The organism is Methylobacterium sp. WL19 (assembly GCF_008040005.1).
GTDB lineage: Bacteria > Pseudomonadota > Alphaproteobacteria > Rhizobiales > Beijerinckiaceae > Methylobacterium > Methylobacterium bullatum.
Genome location: NZ_VRVC01000109.1, coordinates 1 through 16,955, shown reverse-complemented (window position 1 = coordinate 16,955; position 16,955 = coordinate 1). Strand labels below are relative to the sequence as shown.

The 16,955-nt window shown below is 67.8% G+C and carries 15 protein-coding genes and 2 pseudogenes; 11 read left to right on the top strand and 6 right to left on the bottom strand.

Features of this window, described 5'->3' with window-relative positions:
- The 4 genes and pseudogenes from FV220_RS18940 to FV220_RS18925 form a co-directional block, all read left to right on the top strand.
- Positions 1–506, top strand: a pseudogene (locus FV220_RS18940) (hypothetical protein); the annotation flags it as partial.
- Positions 503–1,507: a cellulose biosynthesis protein BcsN gene (gene bcsN / locus FV220_RS18935; RefSeq protein ID WP_147832869.1), complete on the top strand. Its 1,005-nt coding sequence runs from the start codon at positions 503–505 to the stop codon at positions 1,505–1,507. The pseudogene FV220_RS18940 and the gene bcsN, both read left to right, overlap by 4 nt.
- 1,189 nt (positions 1,508–2,696) lie before the next feature.
- A complete protein-coding gene (locus tag FV220_RS18930; RefSeq protein ID WP_147832868.1) occupies positions 2,697–3,740 on the top strand; it encodes an LLM class flavin-dependent oxidoreductase in 1,044 nt (347 codons plus the stop codon).
- 120 nt (positions 3,741–3,860) lie between these two features.
- Positions 3,861–4,418: a TetR/AcrR family transcriptional regulator gene (locus tag FV220_RS18925; RefSeq protein WP_056147816.1), complete on the top strand. Its 558-nt coding sequence runs from the start codon at positions 3,861–3,863 to the stop codon at positions 4,416–4,418.
- A gap of 12 nt (positions 4,419–4,430) precedes the next feature.
- On the opposite strand, the gene FV220_RS18920 is transcribed toward FV220_RS18925, so the two are convergent.
- A complete protein-coding gene (locus tag FV220_RS18920; RefSeq protein ID WP_056147813.1) occupies positions 4,431–5,594 on the bottom strand; it encodes a dimethylmenaquinone methyltransferase in 1,164 nt (387 codons plus the stop codon).
- A 632-nt stretch (positions 5,595–6,226) separates the two neighbouring features.
- On the opposite strand from FV220_RS18920, the gene FV220_RS25610 reads away from it, so the two are divergent.
- Positions 6,227–6,367 carry a NepR family anti-sigma factor gene (locus FV220_RS25610; RefSeq protein ID WP_162238971.1) on the top strand — a complete coding sequence of 47 codons (141 nt, stop codon included), beginning with the start codon at positions 6,227–6,229 and terminating at the stop codon, positions 6,365–6,367.
- Positions 6,367–6,942, top strand: a complete 576-nt coding sequence (locus FV220_RS18915; protein ID WP_056147808.1) for a sigma-70 family RNA polymerase sigma factor — start codon at positions 6,367–6,369, stop codon at positions 6,940–6,942. Before FV220_RS25610 ends, FV220_RS18915 begins: the two co-directional genes overlap by 1 nt.
- Positions 6,943–6,997: 55 nt before the next feature.
- Here the strand turns inward: FV220_RS18915 and FV220_RS18910 are convergent, their stop codons facing one another.
- From FV220_RS18910 to argH, 3 genes are all read right to left on the bottom strand, one after another.
- Positions 6,998–7,663 carry an invasion associated locus b family protein gene (locus FV220_RS18910; protein ID WP_147832867.1) on the bottom strand — a complete coding sequence of 222 codons (666 nt, stop codon included), beginning with the start codon at positions 7,661–7,663 and terminating at the stop codon, positions 6,998–7,000.
- Between the two features lie 186 nt (positions 7,664–7,849).
- On the bottom strand, positions 7,850–8,173 hold the full coding sequence (locus tag FV220_RS18905) for a hypothetical protein (protein WP_018041786.1): 324 nt from the start codon (positions 8,171–8,173) through the stop codon (positions 7,850–7,852).
- 116 nt (positions 8,174–8,289) lie between these two features.
- A complete protein-coding gene (argH, locus tag FV220_RS18900; protein ID WP_147832866.1) occupies positions 8,290–9,687 on the bottom strand; it encodes an argininosuccinate lyase in 1,398 nt (465 codons plus the stop codon).
- A gap of 54 nt (positions 9,688–9,741) precedes the next feature.
- On the opposite strand from argH, the gene FV220_RS18895 reads away from it, so the two are divergent.
- The 4 genes from FV220_RS18895 (at position 9,742) to FV220_RS18880 (ending at position 13,964) form a co-directional block, all read left to right on the top strand.
- Positions 9,742–10,389: a TlpA disulfide reductase family protein gene (locus FV220_RS18895; RefSeq protein ID WP_147832870.1), complete on the top strand. Its 648-nt coding sequence runs from the start codon at positions 9,742–9,744 to the stop codon at positions 10,387–10,389.
- Between the two features lie 228 nt (positions 10,390–10,617).
- Positions 10,618–12,306, top strand: a complete 1,689-nt coding sequence (locus FV220_RS18890) for a methyl-accepting chemotaxis protein (protein WP_147832865.1) — start codon at positions 10,618–10,620, stop codon at positions 12,304–12,306.
- Between the two features lie 142 nt (positions 12,307–12,448).
- Positions 12,449–13,594 (top strand): YncE family protein, encoded by a 1,146-nt coding sequence (locus FV220_RS18885; RefSeq protein WP_246689491.1) that lies wholly within the window; start codon positions 12,449–12,451, stop codon positions 13,592–13,594.
- Between the two features lie 169 nt (positions 13,595–13,763).
- Positions 13,764–13,964, top strand: a complete 201-nt coding sequence (locus tag FV220_RS18880) for a hypothetical protein (protein ID WP_147832863.1) — start codon at positions 13,764–13,766, stop codon at positions 13,962–13,964.
- Between the two features lie 11 nt (positions 13,965–13,975).
- Here the strand turns inward: FV220_RS18880 and murJ are convergent, their stop codons facing one another.
- Together murJ and FV220_RS18870 are read right to left on the bottom strand one after the other, a co-directional pair.
- Entirely contained in the window at positions 13,976–15,505 is a 1,530-nt protein-coding gene (gene murJ / locus FV220_RS18875) for a murein biosynthesis integral membrane protein MurJ (RefSeq protein ID WP_147832862.1), read from the bottom strand.
- 259 nt (positions 15,506–15,764) lie between these two features.
- Positions 15,765–16,364, bottom strand: a complete 600-nt coding sequence (locus FV220_RS18870) for a superoxide dismutase (protein WP_018041792.1) — start codon at positions 16,362–16,364, stop codon at positions 15,765–15,767.
- Between the two features lie 238 nt (positions 16,365–16,602).
- Here FV220_RS18870 and FV220_RS25605 point away from each other — a divergent pair.
- Positions 16,603–16,955, top strand: a pseudogene (locus tag FV220_RS25605) (hypothetical protein); the annotation flags it as partial.

Here is a 16,955-nt window from a genome sequence, read left to right as displayed (position 1 = left end):
CCTCCGCCCCGGCCGCGCCTGCGCGGAACACCGCTGCCTATGGCCGGGTGCCCAAACCGGATTCGTCGGGGGACGGCCAGGCCAAGCCCCTGCCGGTCCAGCGCAGCGAGTTCCCCCTCGCGGTGCCGGCGGAGAACCCCCTGCGCTACGCTCCCCCGTCCCTGGCGCGGGTGGTGGCGGATCGGCAGGACGGGGCCTTCCTCGCCGAGCCGCCCGTATCGAAGACCATGCCGCTGGTGGCGCGCCGGGTATCCGGAGCGGGGCCGATGCCCTACGAGAGCTATGGTTTCAACCTGATGCCGGGCTATGATGGCTCGGAGCGGTCCTCCACCCTGTCGGAGCCGGGCGAGGGCACGATGTGGCGAGCCCAGCAGGCCGCGCGAACCCGTGCCCCGCAGGAACGGGCGGCGTCGGAGACGGACCGCTTCACCTTGCCCAACTCTCCGGCCGCCAACCGCGGCTACGATAACCCCGACACCGCGCCGAGCTCGATGCAACGTCCATGATCCGCTCCAATCGGTCCGCAGCCGCCCCGCGATCCGGCGTTTTCGCCGCCCTGATCCTCCTGCCGTTAGTGCTCACGACACGGGCGGCGCTGGCGGAATCCGTGGTCGAGATCCCCGGCGCGGGCCGCATCGCGGATGTGGCGCAGACCGCGTTTCGCGATGGCTACGCCCAGCGCGTCACCTATGCCGGGGGGGCGCGCAACTACGCCGAGATCAGCGTTCGCAACGGCACCGATACCGGCTCGCGCTTCGGCCCGGCCCTGTCCATGGGAAAGCCGACCCGCCTCGGGATCGCCGCGGAGCTTCTGGCGCGGTTTCCCGGTGAAGTGATGCGCGTCTCCACCGTGCCCAAGCGGAACGCCTACGGCCCCGTAGGCCTCGCGGTGGGCAGCAATTGCCTCTACGCGTGGCAATGGATCGACCTCGCCCCGCGATCGGGCGGGCGATCGGCTCCCGACAGCCTCTTCGGTGGCAGCACCGAGCGCGCGGCGTCCCTCCGGGTCAGCCTGTGCCGGACGGCCACCGCGACCCTGGCGGATCTCGTCTCCGGCGTCGAACGCATGCACCTCTCCATCGGCGCCGGACGCGATGGCGGCGGAGCGCGCGTGTCGACCCGTCCAGCACCAAAGACACGACGCGAGCGTCCCTCCGCCCAGGCCGCGAAAGCGGTCGAGAAACCCTCAAAGGCGGATCCGCAGCCTCCTGGAGCCATGGAGCGGCCGAACGCGCGGGCTCAGAAGGCCGAGGACAACCGGCGGGTGCCCCTGTCGCCCGCCGTGGAGCGCAGCGTCCCGACCGTTCCACAGCCTGCCGTCGGCACCGCCACCGTGCCCCTTCCGGCCGGTCCCGCCGCCGGGGCACCGCGGTACATTACTGATACCGCGCCCGCCCTCGCGCCCACGGTTCCCGTCGCCGCACCCAAACCCGCGCCCAGAAGCGTGGAAACGGAAGACCGCCTGTCTCCCGACCTACCCCTGCGAGCCTATCGTCCGCCGCCGTAACGATATTCACACGGATAGATCTCGCCCCGATAGCCCTATCCGCAGTCGATGCCGGACCGGCAGCCTCTTGCCGCATCGTATCGGCGAGCCTGAACCGATCGTTCTTCGCTCGTGGGGTGCGCGCATGCATCGCTGCCAAATCGTCCCGACCTGATGATGTACTTTGACCGGCCGCTTGCTGTGCGGGTCGTGGGTATGGTGATAAACAGAGGGTCGATTAGCCATTCTATCTATCGTTTTATAAATGAGTGACCGCCTGCATTCAGTGTTGGTCTGGTCATATTCGTGGTGGTCCGACGATACGAGCAGTGAAATAGCCTCGTCATGAGGTGTCGCCATACACCAATACGATTTATTATCAATACATTCAACTTTGGCGTGCATCGGCGCCGGGTCTTTAAAAGGTTACGGAATGGTTTATGGATTGTTGAAATTTAGTCGGTAATTTTGCGTCGGAGCAATATTGGCAATGCAGCATTTCGACAAGGGGCATTTGCCCGAGCCGAGTCGTCATTTTGCCGATCACTTGGCCATCCAAGCCATCTTGGTCTGTCGCGTTGCGATGGAAGTCGTTCTGATCGGGGCAGTGGTGTTTGGGGTCATGTCCTTGGTTTAAGCCTAGGATCTGAACTCCTGTAAATCTTGATGGATCTACGAGTTGGTTATTTATATTATTCGTATGAATTCAATATTTATTTTGGATAGCATAGGGGCTGTGGGCCCATATTAAAATGACGATCAATCGATAGTGATTATTTATCGAGGCTGCGGCAGCCGAGCGGCATCCGACCGGTCGACCTGAGGCTGGGCGACCGTTCTACACCTCTCGACGACGGCAAGCGTCGCCGGCTTGTCGGCAAGAACCTGGAAAACATTCGTCCGCGAAAGCACTGAAATTCAAAAAACCATTTTCTTGCGAACGTGTAACTCGTCTCGCTAAGACATGGCACGTCAACGTGTTTCCTCAACGGACGGGTTGACGATCCGCAGTCGAGACCAAGCTTTCGTCGTGGCTTGAGCTGGGTCTCGTTTCGCGCCGGACCGCTTTTTCCGTTCTGGAGACGATGATGACCGACGACACGCCGCGCGTCAGGTTGGACGCCGATTGGCCGCCGCGGGTCCACGCCTTCGTCCGTCGGAGCGACCGGCGTTGTACGATTCCGCCCGTCGAGCGGGTGAGGCGAGGCCCATGAGTGACGCACCCCGTTTCGGGATCTGGGCGGCCGTCCACGGCTCGCGCGCGTCCCACCACGATCCGGACGAGCCGGACGATGCCAGCTGGACGCGCAACCGGGCTCTGGTGCTGGAAGCCGAGGCACTGGGCTTCGACTCGGTCCTGGTGGCCCAGCACACGGCGAACCCTTACGACGACGAGCGCGACCAGCTGGAAGCCTGGACGGCCTCCGCTGCGCTCGCCGCCCTGACCCGTCGCATCGAGATCATCGCGGCGATCAAGCCCGGGCTCTACCATCCGGTCGTGCTCGCCAAGATGGCCCTGCAGATCGAGCATGTGAGCGAGGGTCGCTTCGCCCTCAACCTCGTGAATGCCTGGAACAAGGCCGAGTTCGAGCGGGCGGGCCTGCCCTTCCCGCCCCATGACGACCGCTACGCCTATGGCCAGGAATGGATCGGCCTCGTGGACCGCCTGATGCGGGGTGAGCGCGTGACCCATGCGGGCCGGCATTTTCAGGTCGAGGATTACCAGTTGCGCCCGGCCGGCACCTTCCGGCCCCGGCCGACGATCTATCTCGGCGGCGAATCCGAGCCGGCCCGCGCCCTGGCGGCGGAGCGGGCGGATGTCTGGTTCATCAACGGACAGCCTCTCGACGACGTCAAAGCGCTGATCGCGGATGTGGCGCGCCGGCCCGCCGCCAACGCGCCCCTGCGCTACGGCCTCTCCGCCTTCGTGATCGCCCGGGAGACGGATGCCGAGGCCCAGGCCGAGCATGCCCGGCTCCTCGCCCTGGCCCGGCGCGACGAGGGGTTACGGAATGCCACGAGAGCCCGGACCGATGCGGCGAGCGTGATGTTCGCCAAGACCGACGCGGCAGCGACCCAGCATGTCGGCACCAATGGCGGCACGGCGGCCGGGCTCGTGGGCAGCTACGAGACCGTCGCCGCGCGCATCCGCGCCTTTCATGAAGCCGGCATCGACCTGTTCATGCTGCAGTTCCAGCCGTTCGAGGCCGAGATGCGGCGCTTTGCGAAGGAGATCCTGCCGCGCGTGCAGTGAGCCCGTGGGACGGCGGATGAGGTGCGACTTTCATCCTCCGCCCCGGGGCTGCATCGTGATGTCCCTTTTGCATGAGGCCGAACATCTATATGTCGGAGGGTCAAGCAGGAGGATCTGACGATGCCGAAGGTGTCACAGGCGCAGGCCAAGCTGAACCGGCAACGGGTCGTCGAGGTCGCCGCCGCCCTGTTCCGCGAGCGTGGGCTGCACGGCGTCGGCGTCGCCGACATCATGGCCTCGGCGGGCCTGACGCATGGCGGCTTCTACGGCCAATTCGCCAGCAAGGAGGCGCTGGCGGTCGAGGCGTTCGACCTGGCCGCCAATCAGAACTGGCGCCCCGACGATCTCGACGGATGGATGGCGAGTTACCTGACCCTCGGTCACGTTCGAAATCCGGGCGTCGGCTGTCCGCTTGCGGCCATGGTCAACGACGTGTCGCGCGAGGCGCCCGGTTCTCCGTTGCGGGCGCGGTTCCTCCACGGTGCCCGCGACCTGATCGAGCGCATGACGGGCCTCCTTCCCGCGGCCCTGGCGAAGCGGCGGCGGCAGCGGGCCCTGGCGAGCCTGTCGCTCATGATCGGAGCCGTCGCCCTGGCCCGCGCCATCGACGACGACGCGCTCAGCGAGGAGGTGCTGGCGGCGGCCCGCGGCGTCCTCACCACGGGCAAGGTCGGCTGAAGAGGCGCGGGCTCAGCCCTTCCAGGCCTTGAGCGCCGCGAAGGGGCTGGAGGCCGGATCGGGCTGGGGCGGGTTGAGCACCGGCTCCACCTGGGAGACGGCATCGGCCAGGGAGAAGGCCGATCCGGCATTCAGCTTGCCGCCGGCCGCATCCTTGTGGCCGCCGCCACGGAACTTGCGCGCGCCGTCCAGCGCCGTTTCGTTGTTCGAGCGGAACGACAGCGAACCCGTGCGCTGGACATTGACCACGCGGGTCGCCCTGCCGCCCTCCATCACGAGGTCGGACACGCGCTGGAACATGCCGGAATCGAGGCCGAAGGAGAGCAGCGTCCCATCCGAGAGCCGCTGGAACAGGGCATCCGACCGGGCCAGCGCCCGGGCCATCCGCATGCGGGTGGTGAGGGTCGGGTCGTCCTGGGGCTCGTCGGCCAGGAGCGCATCCACGAGGCGACGCCGGGTCGCGGCGATCTCGGCCTCGACGCGGGCCGGCGATGCCCCTTCGCGCAACAGGGCGGAGACCGCCCGCAGCAGCGCGCTGATGAAGCGGTCATGCCAGGGATGGCCCACCGGGATCAGCGTCGCGACGTTGTCCCAGAAGATCTCGTCCAGGGCGAGGCCGCCCCGGAAGGTCGGGCGCTCCTTCTTCCACAGGTCGAGGGCATCGACGGCGGCGACAAGCGTCTCGAGTTCCTCGGTCGTCTCGCCCTCGACGTCGCGCGAGGCGTAGAGTTCCCGATGCTCGTAGGCGAGGCGGGTGGCGCAGCGGTCCTCGTCGATGAGGACGACCACGTTCGGGTCGGGGAGTTCGACCCGCGTCAGGCCGGGTCTTTCCGGCACGGGCGCAAGGGTGAGGCCCTGCTCGCGCAGCTGGTCGAGGGAGGAGGCATGGTGGTCGAGCACGATCAGCCGGTGCCGCGCGGCCTCGTCGCGACGCAGGTTCATGGAAGTGAACCGGGTGATGAAGGTGACGGCGACGGCCTCCAGGCCGAGATCCGTCATGATCAGGCATTCGGGCGCCTGGGCGCGGGAGAGCCGCTTCAGTTCCGCATCGACCACCGGGCCGACATCGGCATAGCGCGGGATATGGACGATCCGCGACACGTCGAGGAAGGCACCGACGATGGTCGAGGCTCCGTAGCCGTCGAGGTCGTGGTGGGTCAGCTGGGTGACGGTCAAGGTTCGTCCTCGTGGCTCGGGTCTTCCGCTCGCCTTATGGGGCAGACGGACGGCCTCGGCGAGCCATACCACCGGGGATCGGGTGAAATTCCCCGGCGGCGGCGCGTTACGCCGCGCGACGCGGCCTCTCCGGTTCCTGCTGCGTGAGCGAGTGTTTGGCATGGCAAGCGGCTGGAGCATGCGTCCGCAGACGTCGCGGGTTTTTGCGCTCACGCTTCGAGACAACACGATCGACCCAGCTTTTCTCCTCACGGTACACGCAGGAGTCACCGTCTTCGTTCAGCCCCTGTCCAGCTTCGCAAATATAATGTCACTCAACGGCTCAGCTTGTCGGTGCATGACATTTCAAAGAAACTTCTATTGACGATGTGATTCCGAGGGGAGACGTTGCTTGTGCAAGCTTAAAGGTTTCTGAATACATTTTTCAGAACGCGTTAAAGCGCTCGTCACTAGGACCGACACCGACATAACGGTGGAGAACCATGACGATCGACGCCAGCGATATCCACGGCCCTTTCGAGGTGCTGGACGTGGGGAAACGGGGGTCCCGTGACCACGCCTGCGGCGGCGAAGCGTCGTCTCCCGAAGCGGGGCCCTTGGCCTGTCCCGCCGCGGCCGGAGCGCGAGCCGGCATGGATACGGAATCCCGGCGCCGGATCGGACGAAATCTCCGCCTTCTCTACGGCGACGTCCTGAATCTGCCGCTGCCCGACCGGTTCGAGGCTCTCCTCACCGAACTCTCGGCCAAGCCTGCTTCGCGGGAGACCTCATGATGACCAGCCTCCTTCATCCCGTCGGAACGCCCGCCGGCGCCGATTCCGAGATGCGCGATCTCCTGCTCGGCGCGATCCCGGCCCTCAGGGCCTTCGCCTATTCGCTGACCTACGATCTCGACCGCAGCGACGACCTGGTTCAGGACACGCTGGTGCGCGCCTGGACCAAGGCGGACAGCTTCGCTCGCGGCACGAACCTGACGGCGTGGCTGTTCACCATCCTGCGCAACCTGTTCTATTCCGAGCAGCGCAAGCGCAAGCGCGAGGTCGAGGATGCCGACGGTGCCCATGCCGGCCGACTGACCAGCCTGCCCGAGCAGGAGATCCGGGTGGAGATGCGGGAGTTCCAGGCCGCCCTCGACCTGCTGCCCCTGAGCCAGCGCGAGGCCCTCGTCCTCGTGGGCGCGCAGAGCTTCACCTACGAGGAGGCCGCCGAGATCTGCGGCGTCGCCGTGGGCACGATGAAGAGCCGCGTGAGCCGCGCCCGTGGCCGGTTGATCGAGACTTTGGGCATGAACGGCACCGAGGATATCGGGGCCGACGCGCTTACGCGGGCGGCGCTGGGTGGCGCCTGACGCCGCCGCGCCGGCCTCCTGGGACGGCGGCTCGGCGTATCGCGGAAGGGTCCCTTTACTTGCACTCCTCGCGGGCGCGCTTCATCGCGTCACCGAATCCCGCCAGCGCGTATTCGTCGCTGGTGGAGGTGCCGCGCATGGACACCGTCTTGACCTGGACCTTGGCCAGTTTGGCCATCTCGCCGACGAGGCGGGCTTCCTCGGACGGGTTCTGCAGCCAGGCGTTCTCGTCCTTCACCACCAAGCCGTACTGCGAGGTGCCGAGGCTCAGGGTCGGATCGGAGGCTGCGGTGGCGTTGGCCTTTGCCTGGCTGGCGGCGGGCTTGGGCGGGAAGCCGAACATCACCGCGACCTCGTTCTGGACGTTGTCACCCTTGCGGATGGTCACGAACAGGTAGGCGGTGTCGCGCTTGAGGGTCTTCGGCGAGCGGGCCTGGGGCTGGGCGATGGCGTAGCAGGTGCGCGACTTGCCCTGGCCGTTGGCGAAGACGTTCCAGTCGCCGAAGATGGCCACCGGCGTCGCCTGCTGCATGCCCGGCGCGCTGACCGCCTTCTTCCTCTCCCGCCCGCGTCCCCGGGATTTCGCCGGGGCCTCGGTCTCGGCGGCGGCCTCCTGCTGCGCCATGGCCGGCGACGGACCGGTGAGATGGGCTGGGCCGAGGATCGGCAGGACAGCCGCCGTGGCGCTGACGACGAGGAGGCGGCGGAGAGGATGCGGCATCGTGTTCAGGTTCTCGAATACGAAAGAAAGGCCGCCGGCAGCGCGCGCGGCGGACCTGCGTCATCGGCGGCGTTCGTCGTGGTGTCGACACATGCTGCCAAATTGTCCGGAATTGCGGCGGGACGGCATCCCGTCGGACCGGATCGAGCATCGGGTTCGCGCAAGAGCCCCGCAGTCCCGGAGGATTCAGGCCGGGTGTGCCTCCGGTCCGAAGGTCGATCCCGCGAGGATGGCACCCATCGCCATCTCCACCCGAGGCGGCTCGGCGACCGCCACGCCGACCGTCGACAGATCGGCGATGGAGGCCGCCAGATGCGGTGCGGTGGCCGTCGCTTCCATCACGTCGCGGACGGGCAGGACGCGGGGCTTCGGGTCGTTGTAGGGCGTGTTGTAGCATTTGCGGATCGATGCCCAGAAGGCAGAGCTGTCCGCCTCGGGCAGGCGGGCCAGAACGGCATCGATCAGCGTGGTGGCTTCCGCCGCGAGGGCGGCGGTGTCTTCGGGATTCATCCAACTCTCGACGGGCATCGACATCTCCGGCGTGCTTGGTCCGAGCTTTAGGCAGGATCACATAGCTCGACCGTGAACGCATCCGCTCCGGCCGAGCTTTTTTGTCGCCCTGTGAATCACGCTGTCGCGGCTGGCGCGTCGAGGAGCGCCAGCCAGCGTATGGCCTGCGCCCTCACGTTGTCCGGCGCGGTGCCGCCATAGCTGGTGCGGCTGGTGACGGAATTCTCCACGCCCAGCACCGCATAGACCGCATCGGTGATCCTGGGCTCCGCCTCCTGCATCTCGGAGAGGGACAGTTCCTCCAGCCCGATCCCCTTGGCGGAGGCGGCGCCGACGAGGCGGCCCGTGACGTGGTGCGCCTCGCGGAACGGCAGGCCGAGCTCGCGCACGAGCCAGTCGGCGAGGTCCGTGGCGGTGGCGTAGCCGGAGCCGGCGGCGCGGGCGAGCACCTCGGCATTGGGCTCCAGATCGCGGACCATGCCGGTCATGGCGGCCAGACACAGGGAGAGCGCCTGGAGCGCGTCGAACGTGCCCTCCTTGTCCTCCTGCATGTCCTTCGAATAGGCCAGCGGCAGGCCCTTCATCACAATGAGCAGGCCGGTCAGCGCGCCGATGACGCGGCCGGACTTGGCGCGAACGAGCTCGGCCGCATCCGGGTTGCGCTTCTGCGGCATGATCGACGAGCCGGTGGTGTAGCCGTCCGACAGTTTCACGAAGTTGAACTGGGCCGAGGTCCAGACCACCAGTTCCTCGGCGAAGCGCGACAGGTGCACGGCGCAGATCGAGGCGGCGGAGAGCGATTCCAGGGCGAAGTCGCGGTCGGCCACGGAATCGAGGGAGTTGGCGGTGGGACGGTCGAAGCCGAGCGCTTGCGCCGTGGCGTGACGGTCGATGGGGAAGGACGTGCCGGCCAGCGCCGCGGCCCCGAGCGGACATTCGTTGAGCCGCGCGCGGGCATCGCGGAACCGGCCACGGTCGCGGGCCAGCATCTCCACATAGGCGAGGCAATGGTGCCCGAACGTCACGGGCTGGGCCGATTGCAGATGGGTGAAGCCCGGCATCACGGTCGACGCATGGGCAAGGGCCTTCTCGGCCAGGGCCCGTTGCAGGCCGGCGGCCTGCTCGTCGAGGCTGTCCAGGGTGTCGCGCACCCAGAGCTTCATGTCGGTGGCGACCTGGTCGTTGCGCGAACGCGCGGTGTGCAGCCGCCCGGCGGTGGGGCCGACGATCTCGGTGAGACGGCTCTCGACGGACATGTGGATGTCCTCGAGCTCACGCTTGAACACGAAGCCGCCGCCCTCGATTTCCGCGCGCACGGCCTTGAGACCGTCCTCGATCGCTGCCACATCGGCCGATGGCAGGATGCCCGCCTTGCCCAGCATCGCCACATGCGCCAGCGAGCCGCGGATATCCTGGGGTGCGAGGCGCTTGTCGAATCCGATGGAGGCGTTGATCTCCTCCATGATCTCGGCGGGGCCGCTCGCGAAGCGCCCGCCCCACATCCGGTTGCTCATGTCGACACTGTTCCTCTCGGCCGCCCCATCCACCCGTCGGGCGACGCAACGATGATGCCCGGAGCCAAGGCGACCCTGGCTGCGGGAGCCGTCGTCGCCGTCCTGATCGCGGGCGGTCTCGCCGTATACGGGACGCGTCCGACCGGCGGCAACAGCGAGGCTGTGGCCGAGCCGTGCCACGGCGCCGTCGAGACGATCGCGCGCCTCGCGCCCCACGCCCGTGGCGAGGTGGCGGCCATGGAAGTCTCCAAGGTTCCCCGCCCCGCGCCGGACCTCGTGTTCAAGGGGCCGGACGGTGCCGACCGGAGCCTCGCCCAGCTACAGGGGCGGCTCGCGCTGGTGAACCTGTGGGCGACCTGGTGCGCGCCCTGCAAGGCCGAGATGCCGGCCCTCGACCGGCTCGAGCAGACGCTGGGGGGGACGGACTTCACCGTCGCGGCGATCAATGTGGACACGCGCAATCTCGAGAAGCCGCCGCAATGGCTGAAGGAGAATGGGATCACGAACCTCGCCTACTATGCCGATCCCGGCGGGCGGGTGCTGCCGGCCATGCAGAAGGCGACAGGTTCGCTCGGCCTGCCCACGACGATGCTGGTGGACGCCAAGGGCTGTATCCTCGGCGTGATGAAGGGACCGGCCGATTGGGGCAGCGAGGATGCCAAGCGGCTGATCCGAGGGGCGCTCGGCCGCGCGCCGGATTGAATCCAAGCCGAGGTGAGACCGGACCTCGCGCCCGATCATGGCGGCGGCCGATGCTCGCTCTTATCAGTGTTCGCGCCATTCAGCCTCGGTTGTGTTCAGTCTAGGGATGGGCGCGACACGACTTTGTGTTTGCCGCTCAGGGCGTGGCAAGTGACGGTCTGCGACGTTACGGGATCTTAAGACGATCGGTGTTCCATCCGAAATTCGGATTTCGAGGTCGCCGCTTCCATGTTTCCTAAGCCTTTCTCTGTTCGAGCAAAGCTCGTCGTCAGCTTCGGAATCATGTTCTTGTTGTCGGCTGCACTTGCAGGGGCATCGCTGTATTTCCTTCGGGCGGTCAATGACATTGCGCGGGAAATGCGGGACGATCACCTGCCGAACACCGAGATGCTCGGCAGGATCCAGGTTCTCGCCCTGCGGCAGCGGGTGAGTGGCGGGCGCCTGATCAACGCGGATACGCCGGAGTTGCGCGCCAGCGCCGCCGCCACGATCAAATTGCGTGCCGATGAGATGCGCGACGTCCAGGCCGCCTACACGCCTCGCCTGGACACGGCCGAGGAGAAGGCACTGTACAAGGCGTTCGAGACCCAATGGGTCGCCTATCTGGCGTTGCAGGACGGCATCGTCATGGAGGCGCAGGCCGGCAATCTCGCCCAGGCCCAGCGCACTTACAACACGACCATGTCGACGGGGATCAGTGCGGTGCTGACCGAGCTTCAGAAGCTCGTCACCTACGAAGCACGCGTGGCGCGCGAAAGCGGCGCCCAAGCGCAGGCGACCTATGACGGTGCCGTGATCGCGACCATGGTCCTCGTCGCCATCGCGGCGCTCATGGCTTCAGGCGCCGCCATCATGCTGGCACTCACCGTGAGCCGTCCCTTGCGCCGGATGACCTCGGCCATGGAGCTTCTCGCTCGGGGAGACACGGATATCGACGTCCCCGGCGTCGATCGCATGGACGAAGTGGGCGCGATGGCGAAATCCGTCATGGTGTTCAAGGACAACATCATTCGCACACGTGCCCTGGAGGCGGAAACCGAAGCTGCGCGCGCCGGCTCCGAGGCCCAGCGCAGGGCGGTCATGCTCGACATGGCCGATCGGTTCGAGGCCGCGGTCGGCGGCATCGCCACGCAGGTCAGCGCCGCCGCCACGGAGTTGCAGGCCACGGCGGGCAGCATGAGCGCCACCGCCACGATGACCGCCCGACGCTCCGGCAATGCCGCGGCCGCTGCGGACACCGCCGCCGCCAACGTCACCACGGTGGCCTCTGCCGCCGAGGAACTCGGCTCGTCGGTCCAGGAGATCGGCCGCCAGATGCAAGGCTCCGCCAGCCTCTCCCAGCGTGCCGTCATCGAGGCGGCCGAGACCGCCGCGCTGGTTCGCGATCTCAGCGAGTCCACCGCCCGCATCGGCGATGTGGTGTCCCTGATCTCGACGATCGCGGGCCAGACCAACCTGCTGGCGCTGAATGCCACCATCGAGGCTGCGCGAGCGGGCGAGGCGGGGAGGGGCTTTGCCGTGGTCGCCTCCGAAGTGAAGGCACTGGCGAGCCAGACCGCCAAGGCGACCGAGGAGATCACCGGCCAGATCGCGCGCGTCCAGGCTTCCACCGGCATGGCGGTCTCGGCGATTGCCGGCATCACCCAGCGCATCCGTGAGATCGACGACGTGTCCGCTTCCATCGCCGCGGCCGTGGAGGAGCAGGGCGCGGCGACTCAGGAGATCGTCCGCAACGTCACCGAAGCCTCGGCGGGGACCAGGGAGGTCAACCACAACGTCAGTGCCGTGGCCTCGGCCGCCGAGGAGACGGGGGCCGCCTCGGCCCAGGTTCTCGCCTCGGCCTCGGAATTGTCGCTGCAGTTCAACCAACTCGACGCCGCGATGTCGCAGTTCCTCTCCACGGTCCGGGCCGCATGACAGCGGGCGCCTGATCCGCCGTAAACCTTTCCGGTCCTGGATCATTATGCCTTCGTCGCATCGGGATCGGCAGGTGCGATGGCACGGCGGCTCTCGTCCGCGACGACTGGGAGTGAGAACGATGCGCCTCGTGGGAATCTTGATGGCGGGGCTCCTCGGCCTCGCGCCCGCCTGCGCCGTCGAGGCGCCGGCCTATCTCCTCGTCGGGCTCGACGGAAAGACCTTCTTCCTGCCCGAGGGCGGCCGGAACGGCCCCAACGGCCGCGATGCGCTCGCCATCGTCGATGTGAGCGACGAGGCCCGCCCCCGCCTCGCTCATGTCCTGCCCCTCGACAATTCCGTCTACGGGCCGCCCACCAACCTGCAGATCACCCCGGACGGACGGCTCGGGCTGGTGGCGAGTTCGGTGCTCATGCGGCAGGAGGGCGAGGCCTGGTACGCGCAGGCGGACGACCGGCTCCACGTGATCGACCTCCTCGCGGACCCGCCGCATCTGGTGGAGACCATCCGCGTCGGGCGCCAGCCCTCGGGCCTCGCCATCGCGCGGACAGGCGATGTCGCCCTCGTGGCCAACCGCGAGGGCCGCAGCGTCACAATCCTGTCGATCGCGGGGACGAGCGTGCGCGCCGTGTCCACCGTGGATGTCGGCGACGAGGCGGCGGCTTTGGCCATCGCCCCGGACGGGCGCCGCGCGTTCGTGGCCAAGAACAAGGCCGCCAAGGTGGGTGTCCTCGCCCTCGACGGCGCCAAAGCCACCTACGATCCCGCCCTCGACCTTCCCGTCGGCCCCGGCATCTATGGCCTCGAGGTCACGCCCGACGGGCGTTTGGCACTCGCCGCCAATACCGGCCCCGAGCCCAGCGACGGGCACGCCGACAGCGTCAGCGTGATCCGGGCCGATGCGCCGCGCCCGGTGGTGACCGATCACCTCGGCATCGGCGATACGCCCGAGACCCTGGCGATCTCGCCCGATGGCCGGCACGCGGCGGTGGCCGTGGTGCGCGGATCGAGCGCTCCGGCGAGCGGCCCCGGCTACACCCCGACCGGGGCGGTGGCGCTGCTCACCATCGATCCGTCGGGGCTCGTCCGCCGCACGGGAGAGGCCGAAGCCGGAAGCGTGACACAGGGCATCGCCTTCAGTCCCTCGGGCACGCATGTCTATGTCGGCAATTACGTGGACCGGACCATCGGCGTCTACCGCGTCGAGGGAGACGCGGTGCGCGATACGGGGTTCAGGCTGAGCCTGCCCGGCCAGCCGGCCTCGATGCGGGGGCGAGCCGGACAGTAACGCCGAGGCTGCCGCGACCGGATTACCTTTGACTGCCCGACCCGATCCGGAAAGCCGCTCGGTCCGACGAGACTACTTCCTGTATCGCCAGCAATTTAATTCTGGAACCTGCGCCATTTATCGCCGGTTTTTCGCGTTCCATACCGAAAGAGGCGCGCAAGCCCGAAACATGGGCCAGCCCGAGGCTCGGGCCGCCGTCACCGGAACGGGGGGCGGACCTGAAACCACCGTCACGGCGCCTCATACGTCGACCACGGGCCAGACCGTTCCGCCGGGTGCGGCCGGCGCCCCCATCGTCGATCCCAATGAACGGACCTACCGGCAGAAGCCGCTGGACCGCGTCCTGAACGGGATCTGCCAGGGCCGCTGATCCCGAGAGGATCAGGCCCGGCGCAGGCGCAGGCCGAAGGCCCGCAGGGTTCCGAGCAGCAGGGCGGCGTAGACGAGGGCGCCGACGAGCCCGAGAAGCCCGAGCACCACGATCTCGCGGAAATGCGGCAGGGCCGGCACCGACCGTTCCACGATCGGGAGGCCGTAGATCGCCGTGGCGGCGAGGGCGGCGCAGGCGACGACCACGCCGATGATCGTGATGCCGAGGCCTCGGCTCGGCGCCGTCCAGCCACGGCGCCAGGCGAGCCCCACGAGGAGCGCAAGGTTGAGCCACTGGCCGATGGCGGTGGCCAGCGCCAGGCCGGTCACGCCGTAAGGCCCGGTGAGCACGATCTTGAGCGCGACGTTGAGGGCGATGGAGGCGAGCGAAGCGATGAGCGGCGTCATCGTGTCCTGGCGTGCGTAGAAGCTCGCCACCGCGCTGCGCACCAGCACCACGGCGGGGAGCGCGAGGCCGTAGGCGGCGAGCACGGAAGCCGCCCGCGCGGCATCCTCGGCCTGGAAGGCTCCGCGCTGGAACAGGGCCGTCATCATCAGGCCCGGCAGGGTGAGGAAGGCGATGGTGAAGGGGGCCGACAGGGCGAGCGAGAAGCCCGCCGCCCGGTTCTGCGCCGCATGCGCGCCAGCGACGTCGCCCTTGGCGATCCGCCGGCTCATCTCCGGAAGCAGCACCGTCCCCGCCGCGATGGCGATGACGCCGAAGGGCAGTTGGTACAGCCGGTCGGCGTAGTAGAGGGCCGAGACCGCGCCGGTGGGCAGGAAACTCGCGATGATCGTGTCCGCGAAGGAGGCGATCTGAAATCCGGCCGAGCCGATCACCGCCGGTCCGAGGACCTTGAAGAACCGCATCATCGCCGGATCGCGCAGGCTCGGCTTGCCCATCCCCGGCGCGATGTCCGCGCGCCGGCAGGCGAGCCAGACGAGGCCGAACTGCAAGATGCCGGATACCGAGACGCCCCAGGCGGCGGCGTAGGCGGCGTTCGGGAAGAATCCCGCCAGGGCCAGGGCCGCCAGCATCGAGAGGTTGAGGAGGACCGGTGCGCCCGCCGCCACGGCGAAACGCCGATGGGCATTGAGGATGCCCGACAGCAGCGTCACCAGGGTCATGAACAGGAGATAGGGGAAGGTGATCCGCGTCAGCGAAACGGCCAGATCGAAGCGGAGGGGATCGTCCGAGAAACCCGGTGCCAGCGCGCGCACCACCCACGGCATCGCCGGCAGGGCGACGGCCAGGAGAACGATCTGCGTGAGCAGCATCAGGGTGAAGATGCGGGTGGCGAAACGCTTGGCCGCGCCGTCCTCGCCGGTCTCGGAGAGGCCGGCATAGGCCGGGACGAAAGCGGTGTTGAACGCCCCCTCGCCGAAGATGGCGCGGAAATGGTTCGGCAGCCGGAAGGCGACCACGAAGGCGTCTGCCACCGGACCGGCACCGAGCACGGCCGCCATCACCACGTCGCGGGCAAAGCCGGTGACGCGGGACACCAGCGTCCAGCCGCCGACGGAGAGGATGCTGCGGATCATGCGAATCGACCGGAGAGAGGGAAACGGAACGCCTCGTCGATGCGCGTTCTTCCCTCCCCCTTGTGGGGAGGGAGCGAGGGTGGGGGTGGTTCCGCCGGGCTCCGCAGCGGGTCGCACAGCCACCCCCACCTCCAACTCCTCCTCACAAGGGGGAGGAGTGCCGCGCTTCGACTGCCTCGTCAGGCTCGATGGATGCGGGCAGTTCCGTAAGACAACGCCGCGGGCCGGAAGACCCGCGGCGCGACCGTGAGAGCGGAGCTTACTTCGAGGCTTCGCCGTAGAGCTTCTCGACGTATTCCCAGTTCACCAGGTTCTCGATGAATGCCTTGAGGTAGTCGGGGCGGCGGTTGCGGTAGTCGATATAGTAGGAGTGCTCCCACACGTCGACGCCGAGGATCGGCTTGGCGCCATGCACCAGCGGGTTCTCGCCGTTGGGGGTCTTGAGGATCGCGAGCTTGCCGTCCTTGACCGCGAGCCACGCCCAGCCCGAGCCGAACTGGCTGACGCCAGCCTGGATGAAGTCCGCCTTGAACTTGTCGAAGCCGCCGAGATCCTCATCGATCTTCGCGGCCAGGGCCGCCGGGGCCGCGCCGCCGCCATTGGGCTTCATCCAGTTCCAGAAGTGGAGGTGGTTGAAGTGCTGGCCGGCATTGTTGAACAGCGGCTGGTTGGTGCCGTAGGACGCCGTGACGATCTCCTCGACGGTCTTGCCTTCGAGACCCGTGCCTTCGAGCAGCTTGTTGCCGGTATCGACATAGGCCTTGTGGTGCTTGTCGTGGTGGAACTCGAGGGTCTCCTTCGACATGTAGGGGCCGAGCGCGTCGTAGGCGTAGGGCAGTTCGGGCAGGGTGAAGGTCATCGGCAGGTCTCCCGGGTCTGGTGGCACAGGATGGCGGGTCTCGCTCCGAGGGATGCGAGGGTCGCGCCGTCATCCGGCCAACGCGCTCGTACCTAAGTCGCTCCTCCGCCAAGGGCAACGGGCGTCCGGTATCGAACGGTGAACGGGGATTTCCTTGCCGATCGATTTTGCAAAACCCGGGCCGGGCCTTACTGTGCGCGCCGCACTTCCTACGTGCAGGCGTCATCTAGAGAGTTCCATGATCCTCGCGCTGTTCGCGCTCGCCGTCGTCATGATCGTCGGCGGCATTGCCTCCGTCGTCCAGGGCTTTCCCTATGTCAGGCTGGAAAGCGGATGGACGATGACCATCGCGGGGGCCGCCACGGCCTCGTCCGGCGCGCTCCTCCTCGGCCTTGCCGTGGTCGCCACCTACCTGAAGCGCCTGGAGCGGGTCCTGTTGGAGCAGGGGGCCGGGCTCGGCGTCGATCCTTCGGTGTTCGAGGCACGGGGCCGGATCGAGCCGCCGGAGCTCGGCGCGGCCGATGGGGCGGAGGAGGCGGTTTCCCCCGGGCGGCAGCGCCCGAGCGCGGTGGGGCTCGCCGAGCCGAGGCT